This window comes from Methylobacterium guangdongense (assembly GCF_038442355.1).
Lineage (GTDB): Bacteria > Pseudomonadota > Alphaproteobacteria > Rhizobiales > Beijerinckiaceae > Methylobacterium > Methylobacterium guangdongense.
Genome location: NZ_JBBXMX010000004.1, coordinates 316214 through 337730, shown reverse-complemented (window position 1 = coordinate 337730; position 21517 = coordinate 316214). Strand labels below are relative to the sequence as shown.

General features: G+C 69.2%; 21 protein-coding genes. 11 read left to right on the top strand and 10 right to left on the bottom strand.

Going from position 1 to position 21517, the window contains the following annotated elements; translation table 11 throughout:
* Positions 1 to 26 precede the first annotated feature (26 nt).
* Positions 27 to 1523 carry an ATP-binding protein gene (locus tag AAHG09_RS11425; protein WP_342107255.1) on the top strand — a complete coding sequence of 499 codons (1497 nt, stop codon included), beginning with the start codon at positions 27 to 29 and terminating at the stop codon, positions 1521 to 1523.
* Here AAHG09_RS11425 and AAHG09_RS11420 read toward each other — a convergent pair whose 3' ends face one another.
* Positions 1524 to 1952 (bottom strand): flagellar assembly protein FliX, encoded by a 429-nt coding sequence (locus tag AAHG09_RS11420; protein WP_342107254.1) that lies wholly within the window; start codon positions 1950 to 1952, stop codon positions 1524 to 1526.
* A gap of 243 nt (positions 1953 to 2195) precedes the next feature.
* On the opposite strand from AAHG09_RS11420, the gene AAHG09_RS11415 reads away from it, so the two are divergent.
* From AAHG09_RS11415 to AAHG09_RS11405, 3 genes are read left to right on the top strand one after another with little or no spacing between them, the layout of a single operon-like run.
* The gene (locus AAHG09_RS11415; RefSeq protein ID WP_342107253.1) at positions 2196 to 3332 is read left to right on the top strand and encodes a flagellar basal body P-ring protein FlgI; all 1137 of its coding nucleotides are present in this window, start codon (positions 2196 to 2198) and stop codon (positions 3330 to 3332) included.
* A 26-nt stretch (positions 3333 to 3358) separates the two neighbouring features.
* The gene (locus tag AAHG09_RS11410) at positions 3359 to 3718 is read left to right on the top strand and encodes a rod-binding protein (protein ID WP_342107251.1); all 360 of its coding nucleotides are present in this window, start codon (positions 3359 to 3361) and stop codon (positions 3716 to 3718) included.
* Positions 3705 to 4178 (top strand): hypothetical protein, encoded by a 474-nt coding sequence (locus AAHG09_RS11405; protein ID WP_342107250.1) that lies wholly within the window; start codon positions 3705 to 3707, stop codon positions 4176 to 4178. Before AAHG09_RS11410 ends, AAHG09_RS11405 begins: the two co-directional genes overlap by 14 nt.
* Before the next feature lie 250 nt (positions 4179 to 4428).
* On the opposite strand, the gene AAHG09_RS11400 is transcribed toward AAHG09_RS11405, so the two are convergent.
* The 5 genes from AAHG09_RS11400 to AAHG09_RS11380 form a co-directional block, all read right to left on the bottom strand.
* Positions 4429 to 4749, bottom strand: coding sequence for a porin family protein (locus AAHG09_RS11400; protein WP_342107248.1), 321 nt, complete (start codon positions 4747 to 4749; stop codon positions 4429 to 4431).
* A 1-nt stretch (position 4750) separates the two neighbouring features.
* Positions 4751 to 5011 (bottom strand): hypothetical protein, encoded by a 261-nt coding sequence (locus AAHG09_RS11395; RefSeq protein ID WP_342107247.1) that lies wholly within the window; start codon positions 5009 to 5011, stop codon positions 4751 to 4753.
* A 160-nt stretch (positions 5012 to 5171) separates the two neighbouring features.
* On the bottom strand, positions 5172 to 6740 hold the full coding sequence (locus AAHG09_RS11390; RefSeq protein WP_342107245.1) for a flagellin: 1569 nt from the start codon (positions 6738 to 6740) through the stop codon (positions 5172 to 5174).
* Between the two features lie 2 nt (positions 6741 to 6742).
* Complete coding sequence (gene flgK, locus AAHG09_RS11385) at positions 6743 to 8575, bottom strand: flagellar hook-associated protein FlgK (protein WP_342107244.1); 1833 nt, start codon at positions 8573 to 8575, stop codon at positions 6743 to 6745.
* A 32-nt stretch (positions 8576 to 8607) separates the two neighbouring features.
* Positions 8608 to 9948 (bottom strand): flagellar hook protein FlgE, encoded by a 1341-nt coding sequence (locus tag AAHG09_RS11380; protein WP_342107243.1) that lies wholly within the window; start codon positions 9946 to 9948, stop codon positions 8608 to 8610.
* Positions 9949 to 10250: 302 nt separating this feature from the next.
* On the opposite strand from AAHG09_RS11380, the gene AAHG09_RS11375 reads away from it, so the two are divergent.
* Both AAHG09_RS11375 and AAHG09_RS11370 read left to right on the top strand, forming a co-directional pair.
* Complete coding sequence (locus tag AAHG09_RS11375; RefSeq protein ID WP_342107242.1) at positions 10251 to 10718, top strand: BLUF domain-containing protein; 468 nt, start codon at positions 10251 to 10253, stop codon at positions 10716 to 10718.
* Between the two features lie 8 nt (positions 10719 to 10726).
* On the top strand, positions 10727 to 11185 hold the full coding sequence (locus tag AAHG09_RS11370) for a response regulator (RefSeq protein WP_342107241.1): 459 nt from the start codon (positions 10727 to 10729) through the stop codon (positions 11183 to 11185).
* A 179-nt stretch (positions 11186 to 11364) separates the two neighbouring features.
* Here the strand turns inward: AAHG09_RS11370 and AAHG09_RS11365 are convergent, their stop codons facing one another.
* Positions 11365 to 12978, bottom strand: coding sequence for a peptide chain release factor 3 (locus tag AAHG09_RS11365; protein ID WP_342107239.1), 1614 nt, complete (start codon positions 12976 to 12978; stop codon positions 11365 to 11367).
* Between the two features lie 179 nt (positions 12979 to 13157).
* Here AAHG09_RS11365 and AAHG09_RS11360 point away from each other — a divergent pair, with 179 nt between their 5' ends.
* The gene (locus AAHG09_RS11360; RefSeq protein WP_342107238.1) at positions 13158 to 14702 is read left to right on the top strand and encodes a DUF1800 domain-containing protein; all 1545 of its coding nucleotides are present in this window, start codon (positions 13158 to 13160) and stop codon (positions 14700 to 14702) included.
* Positions 14699 to 15886 (top strand): DUF1501 domain-containing protein, encoded by a 1188-nt coding sequence (locus tag AAHG09_RS11355; protein WP_342107237.1) that lies wholly within the window; start codon positions 14699 to 14701, stop codon positions 15884 to 15886. The genes AAHG09_RS11360 and AAHG09_RS11355 overlap by 4 nt, the downstream gene beginning before the upstream one ends.
* 10 nt (positions 15887 to 15896) lie before the next feature.
* Here the strand turns inward: AAHG09_RS11355 and AAHG09_RS11350 are convergent, their stop codons facing one another.
* Positions 15897 to 16943, bottom strand: coding sequence for a threonine aldolase family protein (locus tag AAHG09_RS11350; protein ID WP_342107236.1), 1047 nt, complete (start codon positions 16941 to 16943; stop codon positions 15897 to 15899).
* Positions 16944 to 17164: 221 nt separating this feature from the next.
* Between AAHG09_RS11350 and rpsU the strand changes: the two genes are divergently transcribed.
* Positions 17165 to 17500: a 30S ribosomal protein S21 gene (gene rpsU, locus AAHG09_RS11345; RefSeq protein ID WP_342107234.1), complete on the top strand. Its 336-nt coding sequence runs from the start codon at positions 17165 to 17167 to the stop codon at positions 17498 to 17500.
* A gap of 277 nt (positions 17501 to 17777) precedes the next feature.
* On the opposite strand, the gene AAHG09_RS11340 is transcribed toward rpsU, so the two are convergent.
* On the bottom strand, positions 17778 to 18170 hold the full coding sequence (locus AAHG09_RS11340; protein ID WP_342107232.1) for a response regulator: 393 nt from the start codon (positions 18168 to 18170) through the stop codon (positions 17778 to 17780).
* Positions 18171 to 18494: 324 nt separating this feature from the next.
* Here AAHG09_RS11340 and AAHG09_RS11335 point away from each other — a divergent pair, with 324 nt between their 5' ends.
* Positions 18495 to 19280 carry a class II glutamine amidotransferase gene (locus AAHG09_RS11335; protein WP_342107231.1) on the top strand — a complete coding sequence of 262 codons (786 nt, stop codon included), beginning with the start codon at positions 18495 to 18497 and terminating at the stop codon, positions 19278 to 19280.
* 101 nt (positions 19281 to 19381) lie between these two features.
* Complete coding sequence (locus AAHG09_RS11330) at positions 19382 to 20815, top strand: NAD-dependent succinate-semialdehyde dehydrogenase (protein WP_342107229.1); 1434 nt, start codon at positions 19382 to 19384, stop codon at positions 20813 to 20815.
* 8 nt (positions 20816 to 20823) lie between these two features.
* On the opposite strand, the gene AAHG09_RS11325 is transcribed toward AAHG09_RS11330, so the two are convergent.
* On the bottom strand, positions 20824 to 21030 hold the full coding sequence (locus tag AAHG09_RS11325) for a SlyX family protein (RefSeq protein ID WP_342107228.1): 207 nt from the start codon (positions 21028 to 21030) through the stop codon (positions 20824 to 20826).
* Positions 21031 to 21517: the final 487 nt, after the last annotated feature.

The window sequence follows — 21517 nt, the reverse complement described above, 5'->3', positions numbered from 1 at the left end:
CCGCCATCGGCGTGCTATGGGGAACCATGCGTTCCGACATCGATCTCGGCCTGACCGGCGAGCGCCCCGCGCTCCTCGACCTCACCGAACTGCTCGCCACGCGGCTCCTGGTCCAGGGCAATTCGGGCTCGGGCAAGTCGCACCTGCTGCGTCGGTTGCTGGAACAGAGCGCCGGCCTCGTACAGCAGGCGATCATCGACCCGGAGGGCGATTTCGCGAGCCTCAGCGAAACCTACGGCCACGTAGTGGTGGGGGCGGACGGCGACGACGTCGCCCTGCAGCGGATCGCCGCCCGGGTGCGCACCCACCGGGTCTCGGTGGTGCTGTCGCTGGAGAATCTCGACGCGGACGGGCAGATGCGCGCCGCAGCCGCGTTCCTCGGCGGGCTGTTCGACGCCGACCGCGACCATTGGTACCCGATGCTGGTCGCAGTCGACGAGGCGCAGCTGTTCGCGCCCGCGGCGGCCGGCGAGGTCTCGGACGAAGCGCGGCGCCTGTCGCTCGGCGCCATGACCAACCTGATGTGCCGAGGGCGCAAGCGCGGGCTCGCCGGCATCATCGCCACGCAGCGGCTGGCCAAGCTCGCCAAGAACGTCGCGGCGGAAGCCTCGAACTTCCTGATGGGCCGGACCTTCCTCGACATCGACATGGCCCGCGCCGCCGATCTCCTCGGCCTCGAACGCCGCCAGGCCGAGACGTTTCGCGATCTGCCGCGGGGACATTTCGTGGCCCTGGGGCCGGCTCTGTCGCGGCGTCCGCTGACGATCGCGGTCGGGCCGACCGTCACGGTGAGCCGGAGTTCCTCGCCGGTGCTCGTCCCCCTGCCGGAGGCGACGGAGGATGCCCGTTCGCTGATCCTCACGGCGAGCCCGGAGGAGATCGCCGTGCCGCTCGCGCCCCGCCCGAAGCCGCGTCCCACCCCGGCCCCGGACGTGCTCGTCCAGCTCGCGAACTACCGGCCGCCCGCGCCCGCGGAGGAGCCCGACGAGGAGCCGATGGACCCGGAGGCGCGGGAGGCGGCGCTGTCCGAAGTCCTGGCCTCGGTCCTGGCGGATGCCGATGCCGCCGCCTGCACGCCTGCGACGCTCTACCAAGATTTCACCGTCCGGTGCCGGATCCGACGGCTGCGCGGCGACACGATGGGCCTGCCCGAATTCAAGCGGCGGCTGGCCGTCGCCCGGGCCGAGGCCGGCGGCGCGGTCGCCGACGATTCGGGCTGGACGCGGGCGCAGGAGATCGCGGCCGGCCTGCCGGACGACCTCGCAGGGCTGTTCCTCGTGGTAGCCCGGGCGGCGATCGAAGGGGCGCCCTGCCCCACCGACACGATGCTGGCCGAGGCCTACGGCACCAGTTCGGGCGGCCGGGCGCGCCGGATGCTGGCCTATCTGGAGGAGCGCGGCGCGATCGTGACCCGCAAGGACCTCCGGGGCGCGCCGATCATCGCAGTGCCGGATCTCGGCGTCGAGACCGGGCCGGGCGAGCCGCAGATGCTGCCCACCGGGCCGAAGCGGCGGGCCGGGTAGTCAGGCGCGCCGGCGCGTTTCCAGCTTGGCAAGTTCCACCGCAGCCCGCAGCTCGATCTCGGCCATCAAGCCGTCGAGCCGCGGATCGCCCGACGGGCCGGAACGCTCAGCCAACCGGCCCGCGATGGCACGCAACTCCTGCGGTGCCACCCGGCCGCCGAGCAGAGCGGCCTTCAACCGATCGAGGCCGTCAAGGAGATCCTGGCCGCGCTTGGCCGAGCGGCGACGCCGCTCCTGCGGGGTCTCGGTCTCGGCCTGAAGGAGCAGCACCGCGTCGAGCCCGGCGAGCGACGCAGCCGCCGCGGGCGCGTTGGCGCCGGATGCCGGGGTCGCAGCCGCATCGAGGCTGAAGCCAGGCCCGCCTTCGGGCCGCCGGGGGGCGGCGACGCCGCCCGCGCTCTGGATCGGCTGGCGGTTCTCGACGCGCATGATCCGGTTCGCGTTGCTCCAGGCGCCCCTGCGCCACACCGGAACGTCGGCCGACGGGGTTAAGCGTCAGTAAACAGGGCGGCAGAAGCTGCCGGGTAGGCAGCTCCGGTGCCGGCGCCGCGCCGCCATCCGGTTCGCCCGAACGCGCGAAACAGCAATGATCCGAGGCGCTTGGCGGCCGCAGCCGGATGGCACGGCCCTGGCAGGGTATCGGCAGGTCCGTTCACCCGTGAAACCCTCCGCATGCGCTCGCGCCCCGCGTACAGTCTGCTGCAAGTCCTTTTCGGCCTCTGCGCCGGCGCGCTGCTGCTCGCGGCCCTCTCCGGCCCGGCGCTTGCCCTGTCGCGGGTCAAGGATCTCGCCTCCATCGAGGGGGTGCGCCAGAATCAGCTCGTCGGCTACGGCATCGTGGTCGGCCTCAACGGCACCGGCGACACCCTGAACAACATCCCGTTCACCAAGCAGTCCCTGCAGGCGATGCTGGAACGGCTCGGCGTGAACACCCGCGGCGCGACGATGCGCACGCAGAACCTCGCCGCCGTGATGGTGACGGCGAGCCTTCCGCCGTTTGCGGCGCAGGGCACCCGAATCGACGTGACGGTCTCCTCCCTCGGCGACGCGAAGTCGCTCCAGGGCGGGACCCTACTGGTGACGCCGCTGCTGGGCGCCGACGGGGAGGTCTACGCCCTGGCGCAGGGCTCGGTGGCGATCGCGGGCTTCGCCGCCGAGGGCGCCGCCGCCAAGATCACCCGGGGCGTGCCGACCAACGGACGCATCTCCAACGGCGCCAACATCGAGCGCGAGATCGCGTTCAAGCTGAACGACGCCAAGTCCCTGCGCCTGTCCCTGCGCAACCCGGACTTCACCACCTCGAAGCGGATCGCGGCGGCGATCAACGACTTCATGGGCGCCGACACGGCCGAGCCCACCGACCCGGCCACCGTCACGATCCAGATCCCGGCCCGCTACAACGGCAACATGATCCGGCTGATCACCGAGGTGGAGCAGCTCAAGGTCGAGCCCGACCAGACCGCCCGGGTGATCGTCGACGAGCGCTCCGGCATCATCGTGATGGGCCGCGACGTCCACGTCTCCACGGTGGCGATCGCCCAGGGCAACCTGACCATCACGATCACCGAGCAGCCGCAGGTGAGCCAACCGGCCCCGCTCTCCAACGGCCGGACCGTCGTGGTGCCGCGCACCGGCGTGAAGGTCGATACCGGCGAGGGCAACAAGCTGGCCCTCGTCAAGGAGGGCGTGAGCCTGCGCGAACTCGTGGACGGCCTCAACGCCCTCGGCGTCGGCCCCCGCGATCTGATCTCGATCCTGCAGGCCATCAAGGCGGCCGGCGCCCTGCAGGCCGAAATCGAGCTGATGTGACGGATCCGTCAGAGGAGGGTCAAACCATGCTGCCACTCGCCAGTCTCGCGGCCAATGCCGCCGCCAGCGTCGGGACCACGGTCGCCGGGAGCGCGGTCGACGGGATCATCAAGACCGCCGGCAAGGCCAAGGCCTGGAAGACCGCCACGGACTTCGAGTCGATGTTCCTCGAATCGAGCCTCGATCGCCTCACCCAGTCCGAGGGCACCGACGGCCCGCTCGGCGAGAACGGCACGGGCGGCGGCGTCTACCGCTCGATGCTGACTAAGGAATACGCGGGGCAGATCGTGAAGAGCGGCGGGGTCGGCATTGCCGATTCGATCTTCCGTGAGATCATGAAGCTGCAGGGAGCATCGAGCGATGGAGCGACCCATGCAAAGGGCTGAACCGCTGCGCGTCGCGGACCGCGTGACCGCCGAGGCGTTGGTCGCAGGCGTGCTCGGCAACATGGCCGCGCTGGAGGCCGTGCTGGCCGACGAGGCGGCCCATATCCGCGCTGGGCGACTGCGGGAGGGCATCGCGGCCTCCGAGCAGAAGGCGGCACTGGCGGCCGCCTACATGCAGGGGCTGGAGGTCGCGAAGGCCAATGCGGTGGCGCTGAAGCGCTTCCATCCCGAGGGCGTCGAGCGTTTGCGGACGGCGCACAAGCGCTTCACCGCAGCCGTGGAGGCGAACCAGACCGTGCTCGACAGCGCCAGGACGGTGTCGGAGGGCCTGATCAAGTCCCTCGCCGAGGAGATCGGCCGTGCGCAACTGCCCGCGACCTATGGCCGACAGGCGCCGGCCCCCTCCCCCTACGGACGCGGCGTCCGCAGCGGACCGCTGGTGCTGTCTAAAAATCTGTAGCGCCAGCCCCTTTCCCGGACAGGGGGGAGCGAAGCGGAACCTGATTCGGAATCGGGCACGGAAAGCGCCGCTTCAGCGGCACGGGTTAGATGAGATCGACGCCTCGCGAGCTGCTGCGCTCGGTCCCGGATCGCATTCCGCGGACGCCGCATGCGCCCGGGTAAAGGGTCGGGCGGACCGGCTCGACAGATGCTGCGGGTCCAGCGCAACGCCTCTCGAGGGCTATCCGTGAAGGCCTGAGGTGCGGATTTCAGCGGCGTCCGTTGCCGATCCGCACATAGGTCCGCACCTCGCCGAGATCGGTATCGGCGCGGTTGTCGATCGCGAGGCTGCCCGCCACGAGCGGCGTCGCCACCGGGGCGTGCCCCGCGCGCAGGTCCATCCCCGCGGTGACGCGTCCGGACACGCGCACGCAGCTCTCACTGCCGGGCAGGCGCACGAAGCCCTGCCCCTTCGACGGGCACGGCACCGGCCCAGGCGCCACCGGCGCCTTCTGCCATTCGGCGGCGCGAGAGGGGCTCGTCAGGAAAAGGGCTGCCAGGAGCACGGCCGGCAGCGTCCGACCCGGCATCTCAGGCGGCCTGACGCGTCAACTGCCGGTGCAGCAGGTCGATGTAGCCCTCGACGTCCGCGATGAAGCCATCGAGATCCGGCTGAAGGACGCGCAGCCGCGCGAGGTCGCGCAGCAGGATGTCGAGGGCGATGCTGCGATCATCCAGGCGTGTATAGCCCGCGCTGTAGAGATCGACCGCCTGCTCGGCGAGCACGATGGCGCCGACCGGCGGCGCGGTGCCGAGACGACGGACCAGCTCGACAGGTTCGGACAGCGACATGCGAACCTCTTCTCACATCGACGGCGACACGACGGCCCATCCGCAACCCACAGTTCACTGCGGGAAAGCGGCAGGACTATGATCGCGCCCCTCGATCGGGAACCGGTTCATCGACCATGCGCGCCGGCATTTGGCGTCCCCGGCGTCAGACAAGTTTTCGTCAGCTTATGTAATTGACCAGCGAGAGCTTCGAGAGCGACGCCGTGATCTGGTAGCTCGCCTGAAGCCGGTTCTGAACGTCGAGAAGCTTGGCCACCACTTCCTCGGTGGGGGCCTGCTCGATCCCGTCGAGGGTGTTCTGCACGGTGTTCTGGGTGGCGGCGTTCGTGCTGGCGGCGTTGGTGAGGCGCGCGGCCGCCAGGGAAAGCTGGGTGACGTTGTCCTGGATGCTCGGGCTCGTCGTGGCGGAGTTGAGGAACTGGCCCGCCCGGTCGACCACCGCCTGATAGCCGGTGTTGACGTCGCCGCTCGTCGTCGCCGGCAGGGCGTAGGCCATCGTGGCGAGGCCGGCGAGGACGTTCCGGACCGACGGATCGTTGGCGCGCGCGCCGGTGCCGATGCTGGCACTCGCGCTGATCTGGACCGATTGGGTGTCGATCGCCGCCGTGCCGGAATCCTCGCCCTGGTACCAGAGGACGGTGTTGTCCTTCGTTCCGGCGACGTAGGTGGGTGTGCCACTCGGGTTGTTGATGTGCGGGGGATAGATTGGCGCGCTCGCCGAGCCCGTGAAGAAGTTCTTCGCGGCGGTCGCCGTCGAGCTGGCCGACAGCGTGGTGCCGGCAGCTGCCTTCAGGGCCCCCTGCAGCGCCGTGTTGAGGTTGTCGGCGGTCGCGGCCGTGTTCGCGCCGATTAGGAAGGTCGCCCCCGTGCCCGTCGCGGAGGGGTCGGACGAGCCGGAGATCGCGGTGAGCGTCAGCGTCGTCGAGGTGCCGTCGTGCATCTTCAGGGTCACCGTGACACTGTCGCCGACGGCCGGCTGACCGGTCACGTCGAAGCTCACCGTGCCCGGCGTGCTGGTCGTGCCGGCGACGGTTGTCGCGGTGATCGCCGCGGGCACGGAGGGGACCGACGACGTGGCGCCCCCCAGCGTGAAGCCGAACGTCCCGCGGCTCGCATCGTTCGGCTCCGACACGGTCACGGGGTTGCTGCCGGTGGCGGAGACCGCGAGGCGGCCCATCCCCGATCCGAGATCCGCCGTCACTTGGTCGGCGATGTAGCCCTGGAGGCCGAGCTGCTTGCTCCCGTCGCTGTTGGTCGTCCCGTTCAGGATCGTGCTGATGTCGGCCACCGGCTGGGTGGTCGCGTCGCCGCCGCCGAACAGGTAATTGCCCGCCGCCGACTGGTTGAGCGTGTCGAGGGCCGTCTGCAGGTCCGCCAGGGCGGTGGCGCGGCCCGCGACGGTGCTGGCCGCGGCGCTCTGGAGGCCGTTGTTGAGGGTGTCCCGGGCGCTCGTCCCGATCGTCGCGACCTGCGTCAGGCTGGTGACCGCGAGATTGGTCCGGGTCTGGGCGACGCCGATGCCGGCCGCGTAGCCGGTGAGTGCGCTCAGCGTCGCCTGGGCGGCGAGTGCCGTCGAGCGTCCCGATCCGAGACCGCCATAGGTCGTCGCCACCTTCCCGCTGGAGACCTGGTTGGACAGGTCGTTCAGCTGGTTCTTCAGCGCCGAGAGGTTCGAGGCGTTGCGGGCCGTGAGGTAGGAGCCGGCCGCGAAGGGCGTGATCGTCGTCATGATCAGATCTGCAGCAGCTGGTTGAGCATGTCGCGCGCCGCGGAGAGCACGCGGGCATTGGCGCCGTAGGCGGTCTGCAGGGCGATCAGGTTCGACATCTCCTGGTCGATGTTGACCCCGGCCGCCGAGGAAAACCGGGCCTGCGCGGTGGAGAGCGCGGTCTGCTGCGTCGCGTCGATCGCGTTCGCGTTCGCGGACGCCGCGCCCTGCGTCGCGATGACGTCCTGCGCGAACCCCGCCACGGTGGCGGTATAGGGCGCCGAGACGCCGCCGATCCCGCTCGCCGACGAGAAGGTCATCGGCGTGGCGGTCAGGGCCGCGAACAGGAGCTGCGCGCGCTTGCCGGTCGCGGTGGTGTCGGTGGCGCTCGTCGCCGTCAGGAAGGCCGTGTTGGCGGAGACGTTGCTGTTGATGGTCAGGCGCTGGGCGAGGCCCGCGAGCTTCGAGCCGCCGTCGAGGGAGCCCGTGAACAGGGTGTTGCCGGTGCCGTCGACGAACAGCGCGATCTGCGGATAGCCCGATGCCGGATCCGTCGAGGTCGGCACGGTGATGCTCGCCGTCGCGGCGACCTGCGGTGAGGCGGCCGTGCTCGTGATCGCGATGTTCCCGCCAGACCCAGCCGCCGCCGACAGGGTCGGATCGAGGGCGCTGAGGGCCGCGTTGATCTGCGCCGCACTGACCGGGAGCTGGATCTTCGCCACGAGGGCGTTGGAGTCCGCGGTCTGGCTCGCGCTGATCGATGATCCGTCGGCGGACGCGACCAGGATGATGTTCCGGCCGGTGCCGTTCGCGCTGGCGGGGATCGTCAGGGTGTTGCCGGCCTGGAGGCCGGTCAGGTCGATGGTGGCGGAATTGCCCGCCCCTTGCGTCGCGGTGACCTGCTTGTTGGTCAGCGCGGTGGCGAGCCCGGCGGCGAGGTCGTCGAGCTGGCGCTGCGCCTGCGGCAGCGTCTGGTCGCGCAGCTCGAATTCCGCGGCGAGGCTGCCGGAGCGCAGGACGTTCGGTGCGCCGAGATCGATGATGCCGCCGCCCGGCAGCGTCGCGGTGATGGTGCCGACCGAGCGCTGTGTCGGATCGGTCGAATAGGTCGAGTTGGCGTTCAGGGTGCCGCGCCCGTCGAAGCTCAGCGACGCCGCGGAGCCGCGGTCGACCAGCGTCACGCCTGACTGGGTCAGGACCGAGATCGTCCCGTCGCGCTGCTGCGTCGTCTTGATGTCCATGTAGCTCGACAGGCTGGTGACCGCTTGGTCACGCTGGTCCTGCAGATCGGCGAGCGAGGCGTCGTCGGTGGTGTTCTGGATCTTGGTGTTCAGGGTCGCGATGCTCTTCAGGAGCGCGCCCGCGGCGGTCGTGTCGGTGCCGAGCTGAGACTCGATCCCGCTGCGCAGGGTCTGCACCGTGGCGGCGGCGCCGTTGATCTGGGTGGCCAGCGCCGAGGCGTTGCCGAGGACCGTCGTGCGGGCGGGCGCCGAGGTGGGGTTCGCGGCCAGTTCCTGCAGCGATTCGGTGAAGGTGTTGAGCGTGCCGTCGAGCGCCGTCGCGGTGCCCGGCGTGCCGTAGAGGGCATCGAGCTGCGTCGTGATCCCGGCCTTTGTGCTGGTGTAGGCGGCGCCGGAGGTCTCCAGCCGCAGCTGGTTGAGCGCCGCCGCATCGAAGCTGCGGGTGATCTGCCCCGCCGCGACCCCGGAATTGTTGGGGCCGGTCGAGATGGTCGAGAGCGTCCGCTTGACGTAGCCCGCGGTTCCCGCGTTGGCGACGTTCTGCGAGACGACGTTGATCGCCGCCTGTGTGGCGGCCAGTCCCGCGGTGGCGGTCGAAAGCGCATTCAGCGACATCTCACGCCCTCCGCGGTCCGGCGCCCGACACGTTAGCGGATCACGTTGAGCAGATCAGACATCATCGTCTGAGCCGTCGACATGACGCGCGTGTTCGCAGAATAGGCCTGCTGGGTTACGATCATCTTAGAGAATTCGGTCGCAATGTCGGTGTTGGATTGCTCGATGCTGGCGCCCGAAAGCGTGCTGCCGTTGAGCCCGGTGAGCGGGGGGCCGGAATCGACCGTCTGGACGTAGTTGCCGCTCGTATCGCCCTTCAGGCCGTCCGGATTGGCGAACTGGGCGATGCCGACCGTGGCGATCGCCGCAACCGACCCGTTGGAGAACGTGCCGTTGATCTTACCGTCGCTGCCGACGGAGACGCTCGTCAGGGATCCCGCCGTGTTGCCATCCTGGGTCAGCTTGTTCGTGGTGACGGCCCCCGTGGAGTCGGAATACTGGGTCAGGTCACCGGCCCCGATGTTCAGGTTGATGCTCGGAAACGTGTAGTCGCCGATCTTGACGTTGCTGATCGTGGTCGGACTCGTGGCGGGTGCCGTCATCTTGCCCGTCGAGTCGAACGTGAAGTCCGTCCCGACATTCGTCCAATCGGTCGCGGTGGCCGAAACCGTCGGATCGGACGCGTAGAAGAGGTTCCACGTCGCCGGCGTCGTCGACGTCGCGTCGTTCATCTTCGCCCATCGCGTGCTCAACGTCAGCGGCGCGCCGGTCGACGTGTAGACGGTGACCGACGGACCGGCGATGCTCTTGCTGACGAAGTCCGGAGCGTCGGCCGAGGCAACCGATGCCCCCACCGCCCCGCCGAAGGTGTCGTCCTTCGTGGCCGTGTAATTGGCGGTGGCGGGTGTCGCGGGGAGATTGGCCCCGTAGTTGATCGTCGTCGTGACCTGGGCCGGAAGCGACACGTCGTTGAGCTGGATTGGGCCTGTATTCTTCACCTGGCCGGTTTTCGGATCGAGATTCGTGCCGGTCAGGTATCCGCCGGCTCCGTTGACCAGATAGCCGTCCTTGTCCTGCGTGAAGTCGCCCCGGCGGGTGTACATCGCCGTGCCGCCGAGCGTCGAAGCCCCGTTGGCGTCTCCGGTCTTCTGCACGACCGTAAAGAAGCCGGTGCCGCTGATCGCCATGTTGGTCGGCACGCTGGTCGCGACGACGTTGCCGGCCAGCGTGTTGGTCAATTGCGACTGGGCGAGGACCGAGCCGGAGGTCTCGCGCTTCGGCGTCGATTCGTTCATCAGGTCGACGAAGCTGGTGTCGACGCGCTTGAAGCCGGTCGTCTGCGAGTTGGCGATGTTCCCGGAGATGTTGCTGATGGCGTAGGATTGCGCCTGCAATCCGGAGACCGACGTCTGCAGGGCTGAGAAAAGATCCATGGCGAGCGATCCCGATGCGCGCCGGCACGGCCCGCAGTCCCGACCGACCGCAACCGCTGTGCCACCGCCAAGTCCTTGAAAACGCTGAGCGCGCCGCGACCCGACCCGGCAGCCTTGGCAGCCCAGGCGGCCGGGCTCGGCAAAACCTGCCGGGTCGGGCGGCGTCGGGCCGGGGCCCCCGGCCGGCGGGCGTTTACGACGCGTTATCCCGACTCATGCGAGGATCCCGGCTGGGCTGAACTTGGGAGCGACGCATCCGGCCCGGACGCGCCGCACCGGTGGGGATTTCAGGTCTCGGGGTCATGCGGGCGAAACGGACGAGCCTCGTCCACATCATCTACTTCTCGCGCCTGAACCTATCGTCGGACCCGGCGAAGCGGTCCGAGCAGATCGCCGAGATCGGCCGCATCGCCCAGAAGAAGAACGAGTTCGCGGTCATCACGAGCTTCCTCGTCATCGAGGGCAACTTCGCCTGCCAGGTGATCGAGGGCGAGCGCTCGTCGGTTCACGAGACCTTCGACCGGGTGGGCGCCGACAGCCGCCACCGGGACGTGCAGATCAGCGAGTGGCGGGAGATCGCCAAGCGCGAGTTCGTGCATTCCTTCAAGAGCGCCCAGCGCACGCCCGGAAACGAGACGCTGTTCGCCAAGGCGAACTTGCTGCCGATGCTCCAGCGCGGCACGCCGAAGGCCTCGGCGATCCACGGGCTGTGTCTCTCCTTGCAATCCGACGCGATGTCCCGCCAGGGCATCGACCACCTCTTCGTCTGAGTCGCGCGATGTCCGAGAGTGAATCGAATCCGATCCTCATCGTCGACGATCAGGAGAAGCTTCTCCGGCTGATCGTGATGCTGATGACGCGCATCGGCTTTCCGGATGTCGAGGGCGTCACCAGCGCGACCGAGGCCCTGGAGCGCATGCGGCAGCGCCGCTACGCCCTGGTGATCTCCGACCTCGACATGGAGCCGATGGACGGGCTCAGCCTGCTCCGCGAGATCCGCGCCGACGACGCGCTGATGAACACGCCCTTCATGCTGACGGAGTCGTCCTTCGACTTCGAGGACATCAACCTCGCCCACCAGGCGGGCGCGGATGCGTTCATCCTCAAGCCGTTCGACATGGCGGTGCTGAAGGCCAAGCTCAAGCAGGTGCTCAACCGCAAGCCGCGCAAGCGCGAGGCGCCGATGGCGGCGGAGTCGAGCTTGAGCGTGGAGTTCCCGATGCTCGGGAAGTTCTGAGGGGCGGCTGAACGGCAAGACCTCCCACCCACCACCCTCATCCTGAGGTGCCGCAGCGGAGCGGAGGCCTCGAAGGAGCCCTCCAGGGATCGCGCGGCTGGCTGGAACCCTCCTTCGAGGCCCGCTGACGCGGTCACCTCAGGATGAGGGCGTGGACTGGATCAGTGGTCTTGGACCGCTCACCCCGCCCGCTTCTGATAATCCTTCACATCGGTGAAGCGTACGGCCGGGTAGCGCTCCTCCTCATAGCGGAGCGAGAACGCCGTCGTCGCCATGAAAACCGGCGCCCCGTCGAGGTCCTTGGCCATGGCCGAGCCGTGCGAGTCGATGAACTTGTCGAGCTCGACCTCCGAATCCGACGACACCCAGCGGCAGACCGAGAAGCGCGAGGTCTCGTAATCCACCGGCAGGCCGTACTCGGCCTGGAGCCGCTCCTTCAGCACGTCGAGCTGGAGCGCACCGACCACGCCGACGATCGCCTGGCTGCCATCCTGCGGCACGAACACCTGCACGACGCCCTCCTCGCCCATCTGCTGGAGCGCCTCGCGCAGCTTCTTGGCCTTCATGGCGTCGGTGAGCTTGATCCGGCGCAGGATCTCGGGGGCGAAGCTCGGCACCCCGCGGAACACGATGTCCTCGCCCTCGGTGAGCGTGTCGCCGATCCGGAGCGTCCCGTGGTTCGGGATGCCGACCACGTCGCCGGCATAGGCCTCGTCCGCGATGGCGCGATCCTGGGCGAAGAAGAATTGCGGCGCCGAGAGCGAGATCGGCTTGCCGGTGCGCACGAGGCGCGCCTTCATCCCGCGGTTGAGCTTGCCCGAGCAGACCCGCATGAACGCGATCCGGTCCCGGTGGTTCGGGTCCATGTTCGCCTGGATCTTGAACACGAAGCCGGTCATGCGCGGCTCGGTCGGCTCCACGAGGCGCTTGTCGGCATCCTGGCCCCGGGGCGGCGGCGCCACCTGGGCGAGGCCGTCGATCAGGTCGCGCACGCCGAAGTTGCGCAGGGCCGAGCCGAAGAACACCGGCGTCAGGTGACCCTCGCGGAACGCGTCGAGGTCGAACGGCTTCAGGCCGCCCTCGGCGAGTTCGACTTCCTCGCGCCACGCATCGGCCGCGCCGTTCTCGGTGAGGAGTTCGTCGAACAGCGGATCGTCGGGACCCGACACCGTGACCATCCCGGCGTCCTCGGCGGCGTCGAGCCGGCGCACGCGCTTGCCGCCGAGCTCGTAGGTCCCGGAGAAGTTGCGGCCGGTGCCGATCGGCCACGTCACCGGGGCGACGTCCAGCGCCAGCGTCTTCTCGATCTCGTCGAGCAGCTCGAACGGGTCGCGGGCCTCGCGGTCGAGCTTGTTGACGAAGGTGACGATCGGGATGTCGCGCAGGCGGCAGACCTCGAACAGCTTGCGCGTGCGCGCCTCGATGCCCTTGGCGGCGTCGATCACCATCACGGCCGAATCGACCGCGGTCAGCGTCCGGTAGGTATCTTCCGAGAAGTCCTCGTGGCCGGGCGTGTCGAGCAGGTTGAAGACGCAGTCGCCGTACTCGAAGGTCATCACCGAGGTGACCACCGAGATGCCGCGCTCCTTCTCGATCCCCATCCAGTCGGAGCGGGTCGAGACCCGGTTGCGCTTGGCCTTCACCTCGCCCGCGAGCTGGATCGCGCCCCCGAACAGCAGCAGCTTCTCGGTCAGCGTGGTCTTGCCGGCATCCGGGTGGGAGATGATCGCGAAGGTACGCCGCCGCGACACCGGATCGGCCGGCCTCGCCTCGGTCTTGGTCTGCATCAGCATGGAGCGAACGCTCTGGATCGGCGGAACGTGAGGGTGCGCGTCGGGCGCGGTCTCGGGATCGTGTAGCGGGATGCCCCGATATTGGCAAAGACGCCGGGCTCATCGGGGCGTCCCTTCAGGGACCGTACAGGGGCCCGGCAACAGGCTCCATCGGCCGATTCACGCTCCGCGAGGCTGCCATGTCGCGCGCCGCACCACGCTGTCTCCTGATCGCCGCCCTGCTGGTGTCCTCGGCGGGACCCGGGCCACGGGCGGCCGGCTCGCCGGCATCCTCCCCGGCGGCCGATGTCGCCTTCCTCGACGCCCTGACCTGGGGCGCCACGCCCTCCGCCTTCGCGCAGCTCGAGACCGAGGGGCGTGCCCGCTGGCTGCACGGGCAGCTCCACCCGCCCGCCGGGGCGCGCCTGCCCCCGGACGCGCAGGCCGCGATCGATGCCCTGACCCCGCCGGGCAGCCTGTTCGACCGGGCCCAGGCGCTCGACGCGCAGGCGAAGGCCTTCAAGGACATCCAGGACCCCGAGGCCAAGAAGGCCGGTCAGCACGCCTTCCAGATGGCGCTCAATACGGCGGCGCGGAACGCCGCCTCCGCCTGGGTGCTGCGCGCCCTCTACAGCCCGGACCAGCTGCGCGAGCGGCTGACGTGGTTCTGGTTCAACCGGTTCAACGTGCATCAGGGCAAGGCGACGCTCCGGGCCGCGGTGGGCGACTATGTCGACACGGCGATCCGCCCGCACGCCCTCGGGCGCTTCCGCGACCTGCTGATGGCCAGCCTGCGCCACCCGGCGATGCTGCGCTATCTCGACAACGCCGACAACGCCGCCGGCCGCATCAACGAGAACTACGCCCGCGAGATCATGGAGCTGCACACGATGGGTGTCGGCTCCGGCTACAGCCAGGCGGACGTGGAAGCGCTGGCGCGGATCCTGACCGGGGTCGGCATCGACCTGAAGCCCGAGGATCCCAAACTCCGGCCGGAGCACGCCGCCGACTTCCGCCGCGACGGGCTATTCGAGTTCAACCCGAACCGGCACGATTACGGCGACAAGGTCTTCCTCGGCACAGCGATCCAGGGCCGCGGCTGGCCGGAGGTCGAGGAGGCGGTCGACCTCATCGTCCACCATCCCGCCACCGCCACGAACGTCTCTCGGGCGCTTGCCACCTACATCCTCGGGCAGCCACCGGACGACCCGCTGGTGGCCCGGCTCGCCACGGTCTTCACCCGCACGGACGGTGACATCGCGGCCGTGGTGGAGGCGCTGGTGCGCGAGCCGGCCTTCGCGGCCGAACGCGGCGGCGGCTTCAAGGATCCGGTGCGCTACGTCTTCTCGGCCGTGCGCATGGCCTACGACCAGCGCGTGATCCTCAATCCCGGCCCGGTGCTCGGCTGGCTGAACCGGCTCGGCGAGGGCCTGTTCAACCGCTCGACGCCGGACGGCTACCCGCTCGCGTCCGCAGCCTGGAGCGGGCCGGGGCAGCTCGCGACCCGGTTCGAGATCGCCCGCCAGATCGGCTCCGGCTCGGCCGGCCTGTTCTCGGCCGGCCTGTTCAAGCCGCCGGCCCCCGACCAGCCCGAGCAGCCGGCCTTCCCGGTGCTGGCCAACGGCCTCTACTACACGGCCGTGTCGGGCACGCTCTCGGCCGCGACGCGGGCCGCACTCGCCCAGGCGGTCTCGCCCCAGGACTGGAACACCCTCTACCTCGCCTCGCCGGAGTTCATGCGATGAACCGTCGCGACCTGATCCGCGCCGCGGCGGCGCTCGGCCTGTCCACGGTGGCGGGTCGCGTCTGGGCCGCCCCGAAGGCCGATGCGCGCCTCCTCGTGGTGTTCCTGCGCGGCGCCTACGACGCCGCCAACGTGGTGATCCCCACCGGAAGCGACTTTTACTATCGGTCGCGGCCGAACCTCGCGGTCGCCAAGCCCGACGCTGCCGACCCGAAGGCTGCCCTGGCGCTCGACGCCGACTGGAGCCTGCATCCGGCTCTGCGCGAGACGATCCTGCCCCTCTACGCCAGGGGGCAGGCGGCCTTCGTGCCCTTCGCGGGCACCGACGACCTGACGCGCAGCCATTTCGAGACCCAGGACACGATCGAGATGGGCCAGACGATCGGGGCCGTGCGCGACTACAATTCCGGCTTCATGGCGCGGCTCGCCGCAGAGCTGACCCGGGTCCGGCCGATCGCCTTCACCGACCAGATGCCGCTGATCTTCCGGGGCGGCGAGACGGTGCCCAACATCGCCATCAACGGCGTCGGCAAGCCCGGGATCGACGACCGGCAGGCGAAGCTCATCGCCGCCATGTGGAGCGGCACCAAGCTCGCCGGGTCCGTGACCGAGGGCTTCCGCGTGCGCGACGAGGTCTACCGCTCGATCTCCGACCACGCGGCGCAGGCCGATCGCGGCGCGGTCTCGCCGAAGGGGTTCGAGCTGTCGGCCCGGCGGATCGGCCGCCTGATGCGCGACTCGTTCAATCTCGGCTTCGTGGATGTCGGCGGCTGGGACACGCACGTGAATCAGGGCGCGGGCGCCGGCTACCTCGCCGATCGGCTGGGCGAGCTCGGGCGCGGCCTGTCGGGCTTCGCGGAGGAGATCGGTCCCGGCTGGTCCGACACCGTCGTGGTGGTGCTGTCGGAGTTCGGCCGCACCTTCCGCGAGAACGGCAACCGCGGCACCGACCACGGCCACGGCAGCGTCTACTGGATCCTCGGCGGCGGCGTCCGGGGTGGGCGGATCGCCGGGCCGCAGGTACGGGCCGACGAGGCCAACCTGTTCCAGAACCGGGACTATACGGTCCTCACCAATTATCGAGGCCTGCTCGGCGGCCTGTTCCGGCGCCTCTACGGCCTCGATCAGGCGAGCCTGCGCCGGATCTTTCCGAGCGCGGACCCGGCCGATCTGGCGCTGCTGTAGCGGCCCGACCTCAGGCCGCCGCAGCCGACAGCGCGCGCAGGTCGTCGATCAGCTGATTGACCCGGTCGAGCTTCGCGTCCCAGGCGAACATGAAGCGCGCGCCGCCGCCGATGAACGTGTAGAACCGCCAGCCCCGGGTGCGCAGGCCGTCCATGGTGGCGGCCGGCATCGTCAGGAAGACGGCATTGGCCTCGACGGGGAACAGGGTCCGCACGCCCGGCAGCCCGGAGACGGAATCGGCGAACATCCGGGCGCAGGCATTGCCGTGGGCCGCGTTGCGCAGCCACGCCCCGCTCTCCAGCATGCCGACCCAGGGTGCCGCGAGGAAGCGCATCTTGGAGGCCAGCTGGCCGGCCTGCTTGCACCGGTAGCCGAAATCCTCGGCGAGCTTGCGGTCGAAGAACACCACCGCCTCGCCGGCATGCATGCCGTTCTTGGTGCCGCCGAAGCACAGGACATCGACGCCCGCGCGCCACGTCATGTCGGCCGGGCTGCAGCCGAGGCTCGCGCAGGCATTGGCGAAGCGGGAACCGTCCATATGCAGGGCGAGCCCCAGTTCCCAGCAGGTCGCCGACAGCGCCTGGAGTTCTGCGATCGTGTAGACCTGCCCCGTCTCGGTCGGCTGGGTGATGGTGACCACCCGGGGACGCGGAAAGTGGATGTCGCTGCGGTTCGTCGCGAGCCCGCGGATCATGTCCGGCGTGAGCTTGCCACCCTCGGTGCGCACGGTCAGCAGCTTCGAGCCGTTGGAGAAGAACTCCGGTGCGCCGCACTCGTCGGTCTCGACATGGGCCGAGTCGGCGCAGATCACGCTGTGGTAGGATTGGCACAGGGCAGCGAGCGCGAGCGCGTTGGCCGCGGTGCCGTTGAACGCGAAGAAGACTTCGCAATCGGTCTCGAACAGGGTCCGGAACGCGTCCGCCGCGCGCTTCGTCCATGCATCCTCGCCGTAGGCCGGGGCGTGACCGTGATTGGCCGCCTCCATGGCGGCCCAGGCCTCCGGACAGATGCCGGAGTAGTTGTCGCTGGCGAATTGCTGTGAGTCGTCGTGTCTCATGTCGGCAACCTATCACGCCGGCGCCGAAGATCGACCGCGCGAACAGGTTGGAACTGGTGCGCGCTTGGTGTAATAGCTCCGTCAAGGCGTGGGCTCCACGCCGATTCGGAAACCGACGTTCCCGTCCCTCCCGGGTTCATCCCGGGCGAGGGACGTTGCCGGTTTCCAGATCGGCGGCGAGCTGCGCGAGCCCCAACACACAGGTCCAGGGATCAAGTCCGTTGCAGGTACTCGTTCGCGACAACAACGTCGATCAGGCGCTCCGCGTCCTCAAGAAGAAGATGCAGCGCGAGGGCATCTTCCGCGAGATGAAGCAGCGCAAGGCTTATGAGAAGCCGTCCGTGCGCAAGGCCCGCGAGAAGGCCGAGGCCGTCCGCCGCGCCCGCAAGCAGGCCCGGAAGACCGCGATCCGCGAGGGTCTGATCGCCGCGCCGAAGCCGAAGCCCCGTTTCCCCGCCGGCAGCCGCCGCCCCGGCTTCCCGTCGCCGACGGCCGCTCAGGGTCAGGGCGGCAACGCCTCGGGTCAGGTGCCGGTGAGCCCCGCCCCCGCCGCCTGAGCGACGGACACCACGATCAAAAAGGCCCGGCCCGCGCGAGCGGCCGGGCTTTTTCGTTTGGCGCAGCTCGAACCTTCGCTTTTGCGGCTCAAATCTGGCGCGCCTCCCCTCCCCCCGCAGAGGCTTGCAGATTCACACATCTTGGCCGGCACGCTGAGCCGCAGGTCCCCCTCTCCCGTGCGGAAGAGGGAACTCGTTGCGTTCCCGCATCGGCGTCGGCCGTCACCGGAGATGTGGGGATATCGTAGCCCGCAGGGGGGGAGCAGGACCGCCCGGTTCAGGCCGCCTTGGCGGCCAACGTGGCACGCTCGGCCTGGACCAGCACGTCGAGCGCCCGCCAAGGCTTCTGCATGTAGACCGCCTGGTCGGGCAGACGCGCGTCGCGGCTCGCCCCGGAGGTCACGACCACCCGGACGTCCGGCCAGCGGCGGCCCACCGCCTGCGCCAGGGAGACGCCGTCCATGGCGCCCGGCAGGCGCACATCGGCGAACAGCAGCGCCACGGTGACGTCCGCGCGCTCCAGCACCGAGAGCGCAGCCTCGGCGCTCTCGCAAGCGATCACGCCGAGATCCGTCTCTTCCAGAACCGCAGTGGCGAGGTCACGGACCGCCGCGTCGTCCTCGACGACGAGGGCCACCGGGTTGGAACACTCGGGCTGTGCGCGATCCATTGATGTCTCCTGAGCTGGGTACGACGCCCCACGTCGGGTCACGGCCTTCAAAACGGGCTTCTGATTCCCCGATTCGGCCATGCTGACCTGTCAACAGCCGGCTCACAAGAGTCGGCACCATCCGGGACAGCATGCCCGCGTTGCAATCAGGCCGCGCCTAATTCGTGCGATGAGCCCGAATTTGGCGCATCCGTCCTGTGGTTAAGAAACTGTTCACCCGTGTGGACCGACTGTTAACATCCTGCGACGGAACGTCTCCACACCGCGGCGGAGCCCCATCGGGCTCGTGCATGTCGCGTCAGAGCTGAAGGATCGCTGTCCGCCATGTGCCGTTTCCTCGCCTATAGCGGTGAGCCGGTCTTCCTCTCCGACCTCGTCTGCGCGCCGACCCATTCGCTGGTGCACCAGTCGCTGCACGCCGATGAGGGGAAAACCGAAACCAACGGCGATGGGTTTGGGATCGGCTGGTACGCGGAGCGGCCCGAGCCGGGCGTGTACCGCGACATCTCGCCGGCCTGGTCGGACGAGAACCTCGTCAATCTCTGTGGGCAGGTGCGGGCGCGGACCTTCTTCGCCCATGTCCGCGCCTCGACCGGCACCGCGACCGCGCGGGCCAATTGCCATCCGTTCGTCCACGGCCGGCACCTGTTCATGCACAACGGCCAGATCGGCGGCTATCACCGGATCAAGCGCCGGCTCGAGGCGATGATTCCGGACGCGCTCTACGATCACCGCCGCGGCAGCACCGATTCCGAGGCGATCTTCCTTCTGGCGCTGGCCAACGGGCTCGACGAGGATCCCGTGGGCGCGATGGCGCGCACGCTGAAGACGGTCCGCGGGCTCATGGACGAGGCCGCGATCTGCGAACCCGTCCGCTTCACGGCTTTGCTCACCGACGGCGAGACGCTGACCGCCTACCGCTGGGCCTGCGACGGCCGCCCGCCGAGCCTGTATTTCCGCGAGGGACCGGGCGGCATCGTCGTCGTGTCCGAGCCGATCGACGGTTGCCGCGAGGGCTGGCAGGTCGTGCCGAAGGGCGCGACCCTCCGGGCCCGCCACGGGGCCGCGACCCTGGTGGAGCTTCCGGAGCGCACCCGCGCCGCCGCCTGAGTGACAACCGCCTCAGCCATGCCGCCACGGGGATTGCCCGTCCTGGCCGAATGGTCACATTCGACCCGCGGCCGATGGTGCGGCCGAGCGGGAATCGATCGATGTATCCGGATACCGAGCTTCACATCGCCGGACGCTGGCGCGGGGGTGCCGAGAAGGGGACGCTCCCGGTCCTGAACCCCGCCACCGGCGAGACCATCGGCCAATGCGCCGTGGCCGGCACGGCGGATCTCGACGAGGCCCTTGAGGCGGCGGCCCGGGCCTTCCCGGCCTGGCGGAAGGTGGCGCCGTTCGAGCGCGCCAAGGTGATGCGCAAGGCCGCCGATCTGATGCGGGAGCGTGCCGACGACATCGCCCGGATCATGACCCAGGAGCAGGGCAAGCCCCTGGCCGAAGCCCGGATCGAGACACTCGCGGCGGCCGACATCATCGATTGGTTCGCCGAGGAGGGGAAGCGCGCCTACGGCCGCGTCATCCCGGGCCGGGCCGACGGGGTGCTCCAGGCCGTGATCCGCGAGCCGGTCGGCCCGGTCGCCTGCTTCACGCCGTGGAATTTCCCGATCAACCAGGCGGTCCGCAAGATCTCGGCGGCCCTCTGCACCGGCTGCACGGTGATCCTCAAGGGCCCCGAGGACACGCCGGCGAGTTGCGCCGCCCTAGTCCGCGCCTTCCTGGATGCCGGCATCCCGGGGGATGCGCTCGCGCTGGTCTACGGCGATCCGGCCACGATCTCGTCCTACCTGATCGCCCATCCCGTGATCCGGAAGATCTCGTTCACCGGCTCCACGGTGGTGGGCAAGAAGCTCGCGGCGCTGGCGGGCGAGCACATGAAGCGGGCCACCATGGAACTCGGCGGCCACGCCCCGGCGATCGTCTTCGGCGACGCCGACGTCGAGAAGGCGGTCTCGGTGCTCGCTCCGTCCAAGTTCCGGAATGCCGGGCAGGTCTGCGTCTCGCCGACCCGCTTCCTGGTGCACGATTCCGTGTTCGACCGGTTCGTGGAGGGCTTCTCGAATTTCGCCAAGACCCTCAAGGTCGGCGACGGGCTCGATCCCGACACCAAGATGGGCCCGCTGATCCACAGCCGGCGCCTCGAAGCGGTCGAGGCACTGACGGCGGATGCCGAATCGGGCGGCGCGACGCTTCGCACCGGCGGCAAGCGGATCGGCAACCGGGGCAACTTCTTCGAGCCGACGGTCCTGACCGAAGTACCGCTCTCCACGCGGATCATGAACGAGGAGCCGTTCGGCCCCCTCGCGATCATCAACCGGTTCTCCGAGGATGAGGAAGCGCTCACCGAGGCGAACCGCCTGCCCTACGGGCTCGCGGCCTACGCCTATACCCGCTCGGCCGAGCGGGCGGCGCGGGTGTCGAACGGCGTCGAAAGCGGCATGATCTCGATCAACCACCATGGGCTGGCCCTGCCGGAGACGCCGTTCGGCGGCGTCAAGGATTCCGGCTACGGCAGCGAGGGCGGGCCGGAGGCGCTCGACGCCTACCTCGTCACCAAGTTCGTCACCCAGGCGAATTTCTGACCGGCCGGTCAGTAATGCGGGGGTGGCGGCTCGGTGCCTCGCGGGGCAGCCCGGGCTGCCGCCTCCTCGACCTGCTCGCGCAGCCCCTCGACCTGGCGGGACAGCCGGTCGATCACCCGCCATTGCTCGGTGACGGCGCGGTTCAGATCCTCGATCGTCGCCTCCTGCTCGGTGATGCGCATCTCGAGGAGGTCCATCCGGCTCGGGTCGTCCATTCCTCATCTCCCTTGGCTCGGCATCACGCCGACCGCGTCTGCGGATCGTCGTGCAGCATGCGGTTCCGCGCCCGTGCGCCCCGTCCGAAGGCGGCGCGGTCTGAAGCGCGGATCAGTTCGAGGAACGTCCTTTAACCGGAATCTCGGAGCGCGCAGCGCCCGAGGGCGGACCGTCCTCCCCGGGGCGCATGCCTGCCGGACCACGTTGGTTCGCGTCCATCCGAGAACGCCGATGACGCGGATGATCGGATCATCGAACGCTCACAACCACACCGTTTGCTGCATCGCTCAGCGAATATCAGCAGTTGTCTTTACTGCATTCAAGCAAGTCCCGTTATCGGACACAATCTGCTTCGTGCCGGATCATCTGGACTTGCAGCACGGAGACGCAAATAAATATTGAGAGCTCGCCATTATGCCCGGCCCAATTATAAAATTTTAAACCATCCTGCCACAAAGGATAAGCGCTGACATTTCAACAGGGTCG

Bases quoted from the DNA above. Each gene is read 5' to 3' on its own strand.
- AAHG09_RS11425 (WP_342107255.1), top strand. From the start codon at position 27: ATGCGTTCCGACATCGATCTCGGCCTGACCGGCGAGCGCCCCGCGCTC.
- AAHG09_RS11420 (WP_342107254.1), bottom strand. From the start codon at position 1,952: ATGCGCGTCGAGAACCGCCAGCCGATCCAGAGCGCGGGCGGCGTCGCC.
- AAHG09_RS11415 (WP_342107253.1), top strand. From the start codon at position 2,196: ATGCGCTCGCGCCCCGCGTACAGTCTGCTGCAAGTCCTTTTCGGCCTC.
- AAHG09_RS11410 (WP_342107251.1), top strand. From the start codon at position 3,359: ATGCTGCCACTCGCCAGTCTCGCGGCCAATGCCGCCGCCAGCGTCGGG.
- AAHG09_RS11405 (WP_342107250.1), top strand. From the start codon at position 3,705: ATGCAAAGGGCTGAACCGCTGCGCGTCGCGGACCGCGTGACCGCCGAG.
- AAHG09_RS11400 (WP_342107248.1), bottom strand. From the start codon at position 4,749: ATGCCGGGTCGGACGCTGCCGGCCGTGCTCCTGGCAGCCCTTTTCCTG.
- AAHG09_RS11395 (WP_342107247.1), bottom strand. From the start codon at position 5,011: ATGTCGCTGTCCGAACCTGTCGAGCTGGTCCGTCGTCTCGGCACCGCG.
- AAHG09_RS11390 (WP_342107245.1), bottom strand. From the start codon at position 6,740: ATGACGACGATCACGCCCTTCGCGGCCGGCTCCTACCTCACGGCCCGC.
- flgK (WP_342107244.1), bottom strand. From the start codon at position 8,575: ATGTCGCTGAATGCGCTTTCGACCGCCACCGCGGGACTGGCCGCCACA.
- AAHG09_RS11380 (WP_342107243.1), bottom strand. From the start codon at position 9,948: ATGGATCTTTTCTCAGCCCTGCAGACGTCGGTCTCCGGATTGCAGGCG.
- AAHG09_RS11375 (WP_342107242.1), top strand. From the start codon at position 10,251: ATGCGGGCGAAACGGACGAGCCTCGTCCACATCATCTACTTCTCGCGC.
- AAHG09_RS11370 (WP_342107241.1), top strand. From the start codon at position 10,727: ATGTCCGAGAGTGAATCGAATCCGATCCTCATCGTCGACGATCAGGAG.
- AAHG09_RS11365 (WP_342107239.1), bottom strand. From the start codon at position 12,978: ATGCTGATGCAGACCAAGACCGAGGCGAGGCCGGCCGATCCGGTGTCG.
- AAHG09_RS11360 (WP_342107238.1), top strand. From the start codon at position 13,158: ATGTCGCGCGCCGCACCACGCTGTCTCCTGATCGCCGCCCTGCTGGTG.
- AAHG09_RS11355 (WP_342107237.1), top strand. From the start codon at position 14,699: ATGAACCGTCGCGACCTGATCCGCGCCGCGGCGGCGCTCGGCCTGTCC.
- AAHG09_RS11350 (WP_342107236.1), bottom strand. From the start codon at position 16,943: ATGAGACACGACGACTCACAGCAATTCGCCAGCGACAACTACTCCGGC.
- AAHG09_RS11340 (WP_342107232.1), bottom strand. From the start codon at position 18,170: ATGGATCGCGCACAGCCCGAGTGTTCCAACCCGGTGGCCCTCGTCGTC.
- AAHG09_RS11335 (WP_342107231.1), top strand. From the start codon at position 18,495: ATGTGCCGTTTCCTCGCCTATAGCGGTGAGCCGGTCTTCCTCTCCGAC.
- AAHG09_RS11330 (WP_342107229.1), top strand. From the start codon at position 19,382: ATGTATCCGGATACCGAGCTTCACATCGCCGGACGCTGGCGCGGGGGT.
- AAHG09_RS11325 (WP_342107228.1), bottom strand. From the start codon at position 21,030: ATGGACGACCCGAGCCGGATGGACCTCCTCGAGATGCGCATCACCGAG.